The organism is Nocardia sp. NPDC003963 (assembly GCF_053605105.1).
The window spans coordinates 124,078-136,996 of the sequence record NZ_JBSGIP010000008.1; the positions used below are offsets into that span (position 1 = coordinate 124,078).

14 protein-coding genes are annotated in these 12,919 nt (G+C 66.2%); 9 read left to right on the forward strand and 5 right to left on the reverse strand.

Annotation, left to right across the window (positions count from 1 at the left end):
* Positions 1 to 6: 6 nt before the first annotated feature.
* Positions 7 to 1,380 (reverse strand): ABC transporter substrate-binding protein, encoded by a 1,374-nt coding sequence (locus tag ACWEWT_RS17270; RefSeq protein WP_452560020.1) that lies wholly within the window; start codon positions 1,378 to 1,380, stop codon positions 7 to 9.
* Positions 1,381 to 1,724: 344 nt separating this feature from the next.
* Here ACWEWT_RS17270 and ACWEWT_RS17275 point away from each other — a divergent pair, with 344 nt between their 5' ends.
* From ACWEWT_RS17275 to ACWEWT_RS17305, 7 genes are read left to right on the forward strand one after another with little or no spacing between them, the layout of a single operon-like run.
* A complete protein-coding gene (locus ACWEWT_RS17275) occupies positions 1,725 to 2,255 on the forward strand; it encodes a carboxymuconolactone decarboxylase family protein (protein WP_452560021.1) in 531 nt (176 codons plus the stop codon).
* A 4-nt stretch (positions 2,256 to 2,259) separates the two neighbouring features.
* The gene (locus tag ACWEWT_RS17280) at positions 2,260 to 3,522 is read left to right on the forward strand and encodes an aromatic ring-hydroxylating oxygenase subunit alpha (protein ID WP_452560023.1); all 1,263 of its coding nucleotides are present in this window, start codon (positions 2,260 to 2,262) and stop codon (positions 3,520 to 3,522) included.
* Positions 3,512 to 3,847, forward strand: coding sequence for a hypothetical protein (locus ACWEWT_RS17285; RefSeq protein WP_452560025.1), 336 nt, complete (start codon positions 3,512 to 3,514; stop codon positions 3,845 to 3,847). The genes ACWEWT_RS17280 and ACWEWT_RS17285 overlap by 11 nt, the downstream gene beginning before the upstream one ends.
* 2 nt (positions 3,848 to 3,849) lie before the next feature.
* Entirely contained in the window at positions 3,850 to 5,079 is a 1,230-nt protein-coding gene (locus ACWEWT_RS17290; RefSeq protein ID WP_452560161.1) for a metal-dependent hydrolase family protein, read from the forward strand.
* Positions 5,063 to 5,479 (forward strand): nuclear transport factor 2 family protein, encoded by a 417-nt coding sequence (locus ACWEWT_RS17295; protein WP_452560026.1) that lies wholly within the window; start codon positions 5,063 to 5,065, stop codon positions 5,477 to 5,479. Before ACWEWT_RS17290 ends, ACWEWT_RS17295 begins: the two co-directional genes overlap by 17 nt.
* A gap of 1 nt (position 5,480) precedes the next feature.
* Positions 5,481 to 6,569, forward strand: coding sequence for an acyl-CoA dehydrogenase family protein (locus tag ACWEWT_RS17300; RefSeq protein WP_452560028.1), 1,089 nt, complete (start codon positions 5,481 to 5,483; stop codon positions 6,567 to 6,569).
* A 51-nt stretch (positions 6,570 to 6,620) separates the two neighbouring features.
* Positions 6,621 to 7,448 (forward strand): acyl-CoA dehydrogenase family protein, encoded by an 828-nt coding sequence (locus tag ACWEWT_RS17305; protein ID WP_452560163.1) that lies wholly within the window; start codon positions 6,621 to 6,623, stop codon positions 7,446 to 7,448.
* A 101-nt stretch (positions 7,449 to 7,549) separates the two neighbouring features.
* Here ACWEWT_RS17305 and ACWEWT_RS17310 read toward each other — a convergent pair whose 3' ends face one another.
* From ACWEWT_RS17310 to ACWEWT_RS17325, 4 genes are all read right to left on the reverse strand, one after another.
* On the reverse strand, positions 7,550 to 8,092 hold the full coding sequence (locus ACWEWT_RS17310; protein WP_452560030.1) for a hypothetical protein: 543 nt from the start codon (positions 8,090 to 8,092) through the stop codon (positions 7,550 to 7,552).
* A 410-nt stretch (positions 8,093 to 8,502) separates the two neighbouring features.
* Complete coding sequence (locus ACWEWT_RS17315; RefSeq protein ID WP_452560031.1) at positions 8,503 to 9,012, reverse strand: hypothetical protein; 510 nt, start codon at positions 9,010 to 9,012, stop codon at positions 8,503 to 8,505.
* A 198-nt stretch (positions 9,013 to 9,210) separates the two neighbouring features.
* Positions 9,211 to 9,999, reverse strand: a complete 789-nt coding sequence (locus tag ACWEWT_RS17320; RefSeq protein ID WP_452560033.1) for an enoyl-CoA hydratase — start codon at positions 9,997 to 9,999, stop codon at positions 9,211 to 9,213.
* Between the two features lie 120 nt (positions 10,000 to 10,119).
* Complete coding sequence (locus tag ACWEWT_RS17325; protein ID WP_452560034.1) at positions 10,120 to 11,118, reverse strand: acyl-CoA dehydrogenase family protein; 999 nt, start codon at positions 11,116 to 11,118, stop codon at positions 10,120 to 10,122.
* A gap of 183 nt (positions 11,119 to 11,301) precedes the next feature.
* Between ACWEWT_RS17325 and ACWEWT_RS17330 the strand changes: the two genes are divergently transcribed.
* Both ACWEWT_RS17330 and ACWEWT_RS17335 read left to right on the forward strand, forming a co-directional pair.
* Positions 11,302 to 11,958 (forward strand): TetR/AcrR family transcriptional regulator, encoded by a 657-nt coding sequence (locus ACWEWT_RS17330; protein ID WP_449897060.1) that lies wholly within the window; start codon positions 11,302 to 11,304, stop codon positions 11,956 to 11,958.
* A 48-nt stretch (positions 11,959 to 12,006) separates the two neighbouring features.
* Positions 12,007 to 12,882 (forward strand): acyl-CoA thioesterase, encoded by an 876-nt coding sequence (locus tag ACWEWT_RS17335; protein ID WP_452560036.1) that lies wholly within the window; start codon positions 12,007 to 12,009, stop codon positions 12,880 to 12,882.
* Positions 12,883 to 12,919 lie beyond the last annotated feature (37 nt).

A 12,919-nucleotide genomic window follows, 5' to 3' on the forward strand; every position in this document is an offset into this window, starting at 1 on the left:
GACCGTCTACTTGACGTCGCTCATGGTCTTGCCGACATCGGCGAGCGTCAGCGGCTCACCGTAGTTGCCGGTGTAGCGGTAGGGCAGGGTGTTGCACCGGAACAGGCCGTTGTCGGCACCGAAATCCGGGGCCTTCCAGCCCTCGGGCGTGGCCTGCATGACGTTGAAGCAGGTCGGCGGCGCGTCCCGGTCGGTCAGGTCGTTCGGGCTGTGCAGTCCGCCGCCGCTCCACGCGTCCTCCTGCTGCGCCGCCTGGATCAGGCAGGTCCGGGTCAGTTCGGCACCGCAGCTGCCGGCGGCCTTCGCGAACAGGAGCCAGGCCGAGAACGCGCGCACCGCCGGGAGGGTGATCACGGCATCCGGCGCGTACTTCTCGTACAGGTCCTGCAGTTGCTGCATCGCCGGGGACTGGTCGGCCAGCTGTGGCGGCACCACACCGCCGAGGTCGACCAGGTTGTTCTGGAAGCCCGCCGAACGGCCGAGCAGATCGACGTAGTCGGGTTTGAACGCGTTGTTGTTCGGATCGATCCAGTCGAGTTTGTAGTCCATCGAGGTGAGCTTCTCCTCGAGTTTGGTCAGCGGCCCGTCCTCGCCGTACCAGACCAGCCCGCGCACTCCGGCGTTCTTGATGGCCTGCGCGTAGGGCGTCCAGTCGGTCACCCCGCCCACCGGGTACAGCTGGTTGTAGATCACCTCGGCGCCCATCGCGTTCAGCGATTCGACGGCCTTGTCACCGAGGACCTTGGTGACGGGTGAGTCGCCGTTGATGATGCCGACCGCACCGGCCGACTGCGGGTAGGCCTCTTTGGTCAGCCACTGCCGGAAAGCGTTGTAGGGGTCGTAGTGGGCGAAGGTGCTGGGTGAGGGGATCACCTGCAGATCGGTGCCCAGGTTGGGTTGCTGCGAGACCTGCGCCGGAATATCGGGCAGGGTGCATTCGAGCCGTTCCTTCGTGCCGAGGCCGTCCAGCCCGGCGCCACCACCGACCAGCGCGAAATCGGTCCGGCAGGCCTCCACCATCTTCTGGCGGACCGCCATCACCTTGGAATCGTGGGTCTGGGTGGTGATGGTGCGGCCGTTGATCCCGCCCGCCGCGTTGCACCACGAGGTGAACACCTTCGCGGCGTCGACGAATTCGGGGTTCTTCGAATAGCCGACATCGGAGAAGACACCGACGGTGATCTCCGTATCGGTGACGCCCTGGGTCGGTGCACCCGCGGCGTCTCCGTCCTGGCAGACGCCGGTCAGGTCGCCGAAATCGGCGACCACGGAATCACCGGAGGAGGAGTTCTCCGTTTCGGTTCCGGTACGGCCGCCACAGCCGGCGGTGGCGAGCAATGCCACGGCGATCACGCCTGCGGCTATTCGCTTCGGTCTCACGATGGTCCTTTCTGCGCCGGCCCCCATCGGCCGGCCGATCGTGATCGGGCGGAACAGATCCGCCCGCGCACCGAGATCCGCGGCGAGACTTCCCGGTGCGTCCGGGCCGTATCCATAGCTCTCGGTCAATGAAAACTAGCTTCTCACTTATCGAGAATCAATATCCTGTTTTTCGGGTACCCCAGAGACCCCGAAGTCTTCCGGGGCAACGGCCGAGCAGCGGCTACAGCAGAACTACGCAGCACCCGCGACCTGTGGATAGACCTTCGCGTTGACTAACGGGCCGCCACATGGAAACCTGTTATCCGAAAGCGAGAATACCATTCTCATCGAGAGGAGGCGCGATGCGTGTACCGCCGCTACCCGCCGAGGAGTGGGACGACGAAGTCGACGCCGCGCTCCGGGTGATGCTGCCGCGCCGGATGCGTAATCCGGAATCGGCGAGCAACGCCCTGTCGACGCTGGTCCGGCATCCGGCGCTCACCAAGGCGTTCCTGACCCTGAACGTCCATCTGCTGTTCCGGTCGACACTTCCGGCACGCCTGCGCGAAGTGGCGATCCTCCGGGTCGCACACCGGCGCGATTGCGTCTACGAGTGGAACCACCACCGGGAAGCCGCCCTCGCCGAGGGGATCACCGAGACCGAGATCGAGGCGATCCGCCACGGCGCGGCCACCGGCACTCTCGATCAGCTGATCCTGCGGGCGGTCGACGAACTCGACGAGAAATCGAATCTGTCCGATGCCACCTGGGACGCGCTGTGCGAGCAGCTCGACGAATACCAGCGGATGGACCTGATCTTCACCATCGGCACCTACAACACGCTCGCCGCAGCCTTCAACACCTTCGGCGTCCGATCCGAGTACGAGAGGTAATCCCTTGGCACACTTCAACAAACCGGCAGCGGGTAGCTGGACCGAGCATTACCCGGACCTGGGCACCGAGCCGGTCGACTACAGCGATTCCATCGACCCGCAGTTCTACGAGGACGAGCGCAACGCGATCTTCAAGCGCACCTGGCTCAATGTCGGCCGCGTGGAGCGACTGCCGCGCAAGGGCAGCTACTTCACCAAGGAACTCTCCTCGGCGGGTACCTCGCTGATCATCGTGCGCGGCAACGACAACGAGATCCACGCGTACCACAACGTCTGCCGCCACCGCGGTAACAAACTCGTCTGGGACGATTTCCCGAACGAGGAGACCTCGGGCTTCTGCAAACAATTCACCTGCAAATACCACGCCTGGCGCTACAGCCTCGAGGGCGAACTCACCTTCGTCCAGCAGGAGAAGGAGTTCTTCGACCTCGATCGCGCCGACTACGGGCTCAAGGATGTGCGCTGCGAGGTGTGGGAGGGGTTCATCTTCGTCAATCTCGACGCCGACGCCGAACCGCTGACCACCTTCCTCGGCCCGATGATGAAGGGTCTCGAGGGTTATCCGTTCCACGAGATGACCGAGGTCTTCAGCTACAAGGCCGAGGTCGGAAGCAACTGGAAGCTGTTCATCGACGCTTTCGCCGAGTTCTACCACGCGCCGATCCTGCATATGAAGCAGGCGGTGAAGGACGAAGCGGACAAACTGGCCGGCTACGGCTACGAGGCCCTGCACTACGAATTGCAGGCCCCGCATTCGATGATCTCCTCGTGGGGCGGGATGGCCCCGCCCAAGGATCTGAACATGGTCAAACCGATCGAACGGATCCTTCGCAGCGGTCTGTTCGGTCCGTGGGACCGGCCCGATATCGAGGGCCTGGACCCGCTGCCCTCGGGCATCAATCCGGCCGGCCACAAGGCCTGGGGTGTGGACGAATTCGAGATCTGGCCCAACTTCTCGCTGCTGTTCTGGGCGCCGGGCTGGTATCTCACCTACCACTACTGGCCGACCGCGGTGAACAAGCACATCTTCGAGGCCAACCTCTACTTCGTGCCCGCGAAGAACGCGCGGGAACGCCTGGCCCAGGAGCTGGCCGGGGTGACCTTCAAGGAATACGCGTTGCAGGACGCCAACACCCTGGAAGCCACCCAGACGATGATCGCGACCCGCACCGTCACCGATTTCCCGCTCAACGACCAGGAGATCCTGCTGCGCCACCTGCACAAGACCGCCCAGAAGAAAGTCGAGGAGTACCGCAATGGCAACTGAGTCGAAACTGCCGGCCGAATTCGCCGATCTGGCCCGGTTCGAGGACTGGATCCTGCCCACCGAACCCGAGCGCTACGCCAAACGGCTGGCCTCCACCATGCCGGAGATGCAGGATTTCTACGACGCGGGGATGGCCCGGCTCGAGGACGCCATCGCCTATTGCGACCGGTTCGATATCGATGACCTCCCCGACGATGCCCGCAACCTGTTCCATCTGATGCAGTCGCTGGTGATGGCCTCGTTCCCGGTGGAGGTCTGGAAGCAGCCGCGGGTGCCCGACAGCGGCGCGGCCTACCTCGATATCGTGCGGGAGCCGGTGGTGTGACCGTGCTGACTCTGCGAGCCGCCGGACTGCTCGATGTGGATTCCGGCGAGATCGTCCGGCCCGGCATTCTGCGTATCGAGGGTGATCGGATCGTCGGAGTCGGCGACGACGGCGGGGTGGGTGAATCCGACGGCGAGGTAGTGGACCTGGGCGATCTCGTCCTGCTCCCGGGGTTGATGGATATGGAGGTCAACCTGCTGATGGGCGGCCGGGGCGAAACCGGCCTCACCTCCTCGGTGCAGGACGATCCACCCCTGCGGATGTTGCGCGCGGTGGGCAATGCCCGGCGCACTCTGCGGGCCGGGTTCACCACGGTGCGCAACCTCGGGCTGTTCGTCAAGACCGGCGGATACCTGCTGGACGTGGCCCTCGGCAAGGCGATCGACGCGGGCTGGATCGACGGACCGCGTATCGTCCCGGCCGGCCACGCCATCACCCCGACCGGTGGGCATCTGGACCCGACGATGTTCTCCGCGTTCGCGCCCGATGTGCTGAAGCTGACGCTGGAGGAGGGCATCGCCAACGGCGTCGACGAGGTACGCAAAGCGGTCCGCTACCAGATCAAGCACGGCGCCCAGCTGATCAAGATCTGTGTCTCCGGTGGCGTGATGTCGTTGACGGGCGCACCCGGCGCGCAACACTATTCGACCGAGGAACTGCGCGCGATCGTGGACGAGGCGCACCGGCGTGGTCTGCGCGTCGCCGCCCACACCCACGGCGCGGAGGCGGTCAAGGAAGCGGTCCGGTCCGGTATCGACTGTATCGAGCACGGGTTCCTGGTCGACGACGAAGCCATCGAACTCATGGTGCGGGCCGGTACCTATCTGGTGCCCACCACCCGGCTCGCCGACGCCATGGACGTATCCAAGGCGGCCCCGGAACTCCAGGCCAAGGCCGCCGAGATGTTCCCGAAGGCACGCACTTCGGTGAAGGCGGCCTTCGACGCCGGCGTGAAGATCGCGGTCGGCACCGACGCACCGGCGATCCCACACGGTCGCAATGCCGACGAACTGGTGGCGCTGGTGGAACGCGGCATGGATCCGCTGTCGGTGTTGCGCGCGGCCACCGTCACCGCGGCCGAGCTCATCCAGGTGACCGATCGTGGCCGGCTGGCCGAGGGACAGCTCGCGGATGTGATCGGGGTACCCGGCGATCCGCTGGCCGATATCACCGTTACCCAGCAGGTGCGGTTCGTGATGAAAGGCGGGAAGGTCTATGGCGGCAATCGATGACCTGGTCGAGATCCAGCAGCTGCTCGCCCGGTACGCGGTGACCATCACCAAGGGCGATATCGACGGCCTGATCGGCGTGTTCACCCCCGACGGCACCTACAGCGCGTTCGGTGACACCTACACCCTCGATGTGTTCCCCGAACTCGTCGAGGCGGCGCCCAAGGGACTTTTCCTCACCGGCACCCCGCTGATCGAACTGGACGGCGATACCGGCACCGGCACCCAGCCGCTGTGCTTCGTCGACCATTCCAGTCACGATATGCGGATCGGCTACTACAGCGATACCTATCTGCGCACCGACCAGGGCTGGCGGCTGCGCACCCGCGCCATGACCTTCATCCGGCGCAGCGGTATCCATGATTCCGGTATCCCGCACGCCTTCGAGCGGCCGGCGGTATGAGGTGAGGGTCGAGGAATTCCGGTCGGATCTGCGCGCCTGGCTGGACGAGCACGATCTCTCCCCCGGACCCGAGCCCGGTTTCGACGCGCAGGTCGCCCAGCTGGCCCGGGTCCGGCGGGAACTCTTCGCCGGTGGCTGGATGCGGTACGGCTGGCCGGAATCCATCGGCGGGCTCGGAGGCGAGCCGCTGCTGCGGGCGGTACTCGGTGAGGAGGTGGCCACCCGCGGCCTGGCCGAACCGGGTATCTATTCCATGGTCGAGGTCCTCGCCCCCACCATGATCTCCTACGCCCGGCCGGAACTGGCGGCGCGGATGGTGCCCCGGCTGCTCGACGGCAGCGAACAGTGGTGCCAGGGGTTCTCCGAACCGGGCTCCGGTTCGGATCTGGCCTCGTTGCGCACCCGCGCCGAACAGCGCGGGACGGACTGGGTGGTGAACGGTCAGAAAGTGTGGACGAGTCTGGCGCAGTTCGCCGCCCGCTGTGTCCTGCTCACCCGCACCGGCCCCGGCCACGACGGGATCACCGCGTTCTTCGTCGATATGGATACGCCCGGTATCACCGTACGGCCGCTGCGCACCATGCACGGTGTCGACGAATTCGCCGAGGTGTACTTCGACGATGTGGTGATCGGCGCCGATCGGATGCTCGGCCGCCCCGGCGACGGGTGGCGGGTCGCCATGGATCTACTGCCCTATGAGCGGTCCACCTGTTTCTGGCACCGGATCGCCCATCTGTTCACCCGCCTGGACCGGGTCCTGGACCAGACCGCGGCCGGTGACGATGCCGATCTGGGCGCCGCCTATCTGGCGCTGCACACCGTGCGCTGCCGATCCCGCGCCACCCAGCGCCGTCTCGCCGCCGGGGCCGTCCTCGGCCCCGACACCTCCATCGACAAGGTCCTGCTGGCGGGTGCCGAACAGCAACTGTTCGATACCGCCCGCGATCTGCTGCCCGGTGTCGTCGAACTCGACGACACCGAATGGCGTTCGGAATTCCTGTATTCGCGCGCGGCGACCATCTACGGCGGCACCGCCGAGATCCAGCGCAATATCATCGCGCGTCGACTGCTCGACCTGGGCAAGGAGTGAGCCGTGGACACCGATGAACGAATTCTGCTCACCGATACGCTCCGCAAGACGATGGCCACGGCCACCGGCGATGCCCTGTATCCGGCACTGCGCGAACTGGGCTGGTACGACCTGCTCACCGGCCCGGCCGAAACCGCCGGGATCGCCGTACCCCTGGTGTTCCGGCTGCTCGGTGAAACCGGCGCGCACGCTCCGCTGCTCAACGATGTGATCGCCCACGCGGCCGGCCGGCCGCTCGGCGAGGCCGTACCGCTACCCTTCACCGGCGGTACCTGGGTGCGCTGGGACAGCGAAACCCGTTCCGGAGCAGCGGACCTGATCGACCCCGGGCTACCGCTACAGCGTCTGGGCAGTCTCGCCGAACTACCCTCGGCCACCGCTCGGCTGCCGATCGACGGGGCCCGCCGAGCACTGGGCTGGTGGTTGGTGGGGTCGGCGCGGGCCATGCTCGGCCTGGCCCGGACCCATGCGCTCGAACGGCATCAGTTCGGCAAACCGGTGGCCGGTTTCCAGGCGATCCGGCACCGGCTGGCCGAATCCCTGGTGGCCGTCGAAGGCGCGGAAGCGACTCTCGCGGTATCGCCCGGTGACGCGGACCATCCGGCTCATCCGGATCTGCGCAGCCCCCGGCCCGATGAGTCCGAGGCACTGGCGGCATTGCTGGCCAAAGCGGCCGCGGGTCGCGCGGCGCTGCTGACGGCCCGGCACTGCCAGCAGGTGCTGGGCGGTATCGGATTCACCGCCGAGCACGAATTCCACCACCACTACAAGCGGGTACTGGTGCTCGACGGGTTGCTCGGCAGTGCCCGGGAACTCACCCGGGAGGCGGGTGCCGCCCTCCGCGATCTGGGATACGCGCCGCGACTCGCGCATCTGTGACGCGCCGGCCGTCTCGCCCTGGTCGGCGCTCCAGGGCGGTGGCTCGGTACCCCGGTTCGACAACGCCCGGAAGGCGTTCCGGCAACCGGGATGTCGATGGTTCAGGCGCAGGCCTGCGATACTCCCCCGGATATCGCGACCAGCCCGCACATGGTGGAAGCGGCGATCTTCCAGCCGTCCGCTTCCCGGACCGCGTGACCGACCTGACCGCTCACCACCGGATTTCCGGAAATATTGAGCGTGAAACGTAATTCGGCCTGCCCGGACCGAGCAAGAACCACATCGGTGACATCGACCGTGGTGAGCGCTGTCCGGATATGATTCGCCATTCCGGATATCTCGGTTTCGAATTCCGAACCGCGTTCCACCAGGGCGATCCGATCCGCGGTCGAGGTGGCGGGGGCGAAGAATGCCTCGTAGACACCCATGATCGCCGCAGTCGCGGCCACCGGCGAATCCGCGACGGCGGGTATGGAACCCGCTGCCGTGGCGGATTTCTCGGCGGCATCACCGGGATTTCCGGACGCGGGTAGGACATAACAGTTGTCGGGGCCGAAGAAATTACCGCAGCCGGTGACCGCGCTCAGCGCGAGCGCGACCCCGCCCGCGGCAGCAAGGCGCGCTACCCGGTGTCTTCGTGACATCGATTCGTCTTTCTGCAGAGTGATGAAGCGCACCTGGGGAAACGACGTTTCCGCAGATGCCGCGGCGAGTTTAGCCCGGCATCCCTTGGGGTAAGGGCGAATTCGGAGCATTTGAACGGAAAGAAGTCCGGTAAACAGGCCGAGGATCCGGCGCCTCCGGTGATCGCCGCGTCATCCGACCCGCACGGGCACCGGCGGGCGCCTGCACAACTTCCCGTGCTCCTCACCCCACGCCCCGCGACCGATGCCCCGCGACCGATGCCCCGCGCCGAAACCGAACGAGCCCGGGCGGCGTACCGATCCTGCGCAATCGGTACGCGGCACCCGGGCCCGGAGCAGCACCCGCCGCCCGGTATCAACCGGCGGCGGCTATCTCGACGACGGAAGCAGGAACTTCCGGTCAGCGACGCTCAGCTACATGCCGGATTCGGCTCACCACTGCCCTGAACCGCCAGCAGCGAACAGAACGTCATTGCCGCGACCTTCCAGGTATCACCCTCTTTGATCGCCTGCCCGGACTGATCCGGAAGCACCGGATTCCCGCCGAGCAGCAGGGTATACGTGACATCCGCGGTCTTGTCGTCCACGAGCTGCACCGCGGAAACGGTCACACTGGTCCCGGAAGCCCGCGGATCCGCGGCCATCCCCGCGAGCATCGGTTCGAAAGCGTCCCCCTTCTCCACGAGGCCGGCCCGCGTCGCGGCCGGCGAGGTGCCGTCGAAGAAGGTGACGAACGCGTCGGTGATCTCCTTCTCGGTCGCCGGGGAGGCGGCGGCGGGTGCGGCCGAACTGGTGGCGGCCGGGGCCGAGGTGGCGGCGGTGGTCTCGTCGCCGGAGTCACCGCAACCGATAGCGGCCGTGGCCGTCAGTGCGAGAAGGCCGATGAGCGCGGCGGTACGCCGGGTTCTACTGGAACGCATGGCGGAAACCTTTCCGATGGACATTCGGGAATCGTCGTCCATCAGGGAAATTCGGAAACAGGGTTCCGGGTGGTCGTAATTCGGTTACGCTACCCGTGTCGAAGAATCCCTGATCGCCGGTTTCCATTTCGGTGATCGCTTTTCCGATACCGGGGGATCGATACCGCGGCGAACGGATCGATCCCCCGGCCGGCAGATCTACTTGATATTCGTTTTCATCTGATCGAGATCCACCAGGATCGGATATCCGCTCACGCTCAGCGCATTTCCGTGCCCGGTGGAATGAATATCGAAAACCGATTGCACCGCCGCGTAGAAGCCCTGTACGTCCAGCGTCTGGTTCACGGCCCGCTTCGCCTGCCGCAATCCGAACGGGGGCATCTTCGCGATCTGGCCCGCGACCTCCGCCGTCTTGGCCGGCAGTTCGTCCAGCGGGACCACCATATTCACCATGCCGGTCTGCTCGGCTTCCCGCGCGGTGACCGCGCGGCCGGTGAACAGGATCTCCTTGGCCTTACGCGGGCCGAGCTCCCAGGTGTGCCCGTGGTACTCGACACCGCCGATCCCCATCATCGCGACCGGATCGGAGAACAGCGCATTGTCCGCGGCGATGATGAGATCGCAGGGCCAGCACAACATCAGGCCGCCCGCGATACAGCGTCCCTGGACCGCGGCGATGGACGGTTTGGGGACATTACGCCACCGCAGTGTGTATTCCAGGTACCGCCGGCTCTCGGTCTGGTAGATCCAGTCGAGCGTGATCTTGTCCGGTTTCGGCCAGCTGTCGTCCTTGAGATCGTGACCCGCCGAGAAATGCTTACCGGCGGCGTTCAGAACGATGACGACGACATCGTCGTCGGTGGCCGCCCGGGTCCAGGCGGCATCGAGTTCGTCCAGCAGTGCCGAATTCTGCGCGTTGGCGGCCTCGGGCCGGTTCAGGGTTATCGTCGCGATCTTATCGGCGACCTCGTAATCGATATACGACAAAACAGTGCTCCTCGGTTCCGGGTACGCCGGGTAGGAACCCGGCGCTCATTTCCGTACGCTGCGCCGACCGCGGCCGGGCTCATCCCCCGTCCACGGGACGCGCTCCCATGGTGTCGCCGATCACCTTGCGGTGGCGAGGTATTCCGCGGCGACCACCGCGCGATGCCGCGCTGCGCCGCCGAACAGCAGTTCACCGGCCTTGGCTCGTTTGATCGCGAATTGCAGATCGTTCTCCCAGGTGAACCCCATGGCCCCGAACAACTGCACCCCGTGCCGGAAAACAGTCGACTGGCATTCGCCGGCCGCGGCTTTCGCCATGGCGGCCGCCAGCGTGCGCCGTGGATCGTCCTCGGCCAGGCACAGCGCCGCGAAATACCCCAGCGCCCGGGCTCGCTCGACCGCCACGTGCATATCGGTCGCCTTGTGCTGCACCGCCTGGAACGCGCCGATCGGGGAATCGAACTGGCGCCGCGTCCGCACATGGTCGAGCACCAGGTCCAGGACCCGCTGGCAGGCGCCCACCGTGGTCAGCGCCAGACCGGTCAAGGCCAGCTGCCGGGCGCGTTCGGGATCCGCGGAAGTACGGTCGGCATCGGTGACCCGCACCGCGTCGAAGGTGACCTCGGCCAGATGCAGCACCGGATCGAAGGCGGCGGTCCGCCGGGCGATGACCGCATGCGCGGGGACCACGAACACACCGGCCTCGGTAACCACGGCCAGGCGGTCGCAGCGGTCGCCGTCGAGCACCGGCGCGGCACTGCCGTTCAGCAACCAGCCGTCGCCGTCGCGGGTCGCGGTGACCCCCTCGAACACCGCGGCGCCGGTTCCGTCGGCGGTGGCCGAATCCCCGGCCAGCGGCGCGAACTGGGTCATGGTGGCAAGATAGGGCGTCGGGTCGGTCGCCCGCCCCAATCCTTCGAGCACGATGCCGAGCTCCACGGCCGCTTCCGGTTCGACGAGTTCGGTCCAGCCGAGCTCCACGTACATTTTCCAGAGCCGGCCCGGATCCGCGCCGGCGTCGACGATCTCGCGGATCACGGCGGGCGGGCACTCTTTGGCGGTGACTTCCCGGACGGTGTCGCGCAGCAGCCGTTGATCGGCATCGAACTCGAAGAGCATCCGGGCTGCCTCCTGTGGCGGGGTTGCGTTACGTTCAGGAGAATAGCATTCTCTTGAGATGAAATTAATAGTCTCCTCAATGGTGCGAACATGGGACGTGCCTGCCCAGACATGGGACGTTCTCCGGTACAGTGCACTCATGTTCTCCACAGATGGGATCAATGGGATCGGACGGGCGATCCGGTGACCAGCCCGAGCGAAGAACCGGCCTGGAAGCAGCGCGCCGTCGAGCGCTCGATCCGCACGGCGAAACTACGCGCCGAACAGCGGGTCCAGCGCTTCCTCGATGCCGCCCAGGCGATCATCACCGAGAAGGGCACCACCGATTTCACGGTCCAGGAGGTCGTGGACCGGTCCAAACAGTCGCTGCGCAGCTTCTACCTGCAGTTCGACGGTAAGCACGAGCTGCTGCTGGCCCTGTTCGAGGATGCCCTGAGCCGGACCGCCGAACAGATCCGCGCCGCCGCGGCGGGTAAGGACAACGCCCTGGAGCGGCTGCAGCTGGCCGTGGAACTCCTCTACGAACTGTGCCGTCCGGATCCCACCGCGCAGCGCCCGCTGTTCACCGATTTCGCCCCGCAGCTGCTGGTCAGCCACCCGGCGCAGGTGAAAGTCGCGCATACTCCGCTGCTGGCCCTGTTCACCGAGCTGATGATCGACGCCGACAAGGCCGGACTGCTGCGCACCGAGGTCAATCCGCGGCGGATGGCAGCCATGGTGATGCAGACGGTCATGTTCACCGCACAGTCCAACGGTGGTATCGACGACGAGACCGCGTATCCCATCTCGGCCGAGGAGATCTGGGAATTCTGCGCTCGGGGCTTCGCGCACGCCGACTAGGCGAGAATTACGTTCTCCAAATCAGAGAAACAGGCTTACACTCGGTGTATGCCCGATCTCTGGACCGATCTCCTCGCCTGTATGGACCTCCGTCTGCGGCCGACCACGCCGCAGACCGGTGACGGCACCCTGCCGCCGGACGGCGACAGGACTGCGCCCGAACCCGATCCGCAGGCCACCCTGTCGGTGTTCGAAGGCCCCAATCAGCAACTGGAGTATCACCGGCTGTTCGGCGGCCAGTTGCTGGCGCAGTTCCTGCGGGCCGCCGTTTTCGCCTGCCCGGACAAGACCGTGAAATCCGTACACGTGATCTTCGCGCGCGAAGGTAAGAGCGACGCCCCGGTGTACTACGTGGTGCAACCGCAACATCGCGGCCGCTCCTTCGCGACCCTCACCATCGTCGCGCGGCAGAAGGGCGATGTGATCGCCACGGCGCTGGTCTCCATGACCGCGATGGAAGAGGGCCGGGAGAGTCAGGCGGTGGCGGCACCGTCCCCGCTGCCCGGACCCGAACACCGGATCGAGATCGGCCTCATCCCCTGGGAGACCCGGTCGCTCACCGATCTGAGCGATAAATCGGTGGGACCGGCCGAATACGATCTGTGGATGCGGACGCCGGAGGTCGGCGCCGAACTCGCGCCCGGCCTGGTCGCCTACGCGACCGATCTGAACGTGATCGGTACCGTACTGCGCCAGATCGACGGATTCGAGCACAGCGGCAACGGCACCGAATTCACCTCGGCCACCACTTCGCACACGCTCTGGTTCCACCGGCCGTTCCGCAGCGACGACTGGCTGCTGCTGCGCCACCACGGGACGGTGCTGGCCCACGGTCGCGCCTACGGGCGCGGTGATGTCCTCACCTCCGACGGCACGCTGGTGGCCTCGTTCGCGCAGGAAGCCCTGCTGCGCTTCCGTCCCTGACCGGCCCCGGCCGCTACCACACACCACGGACGGAGAA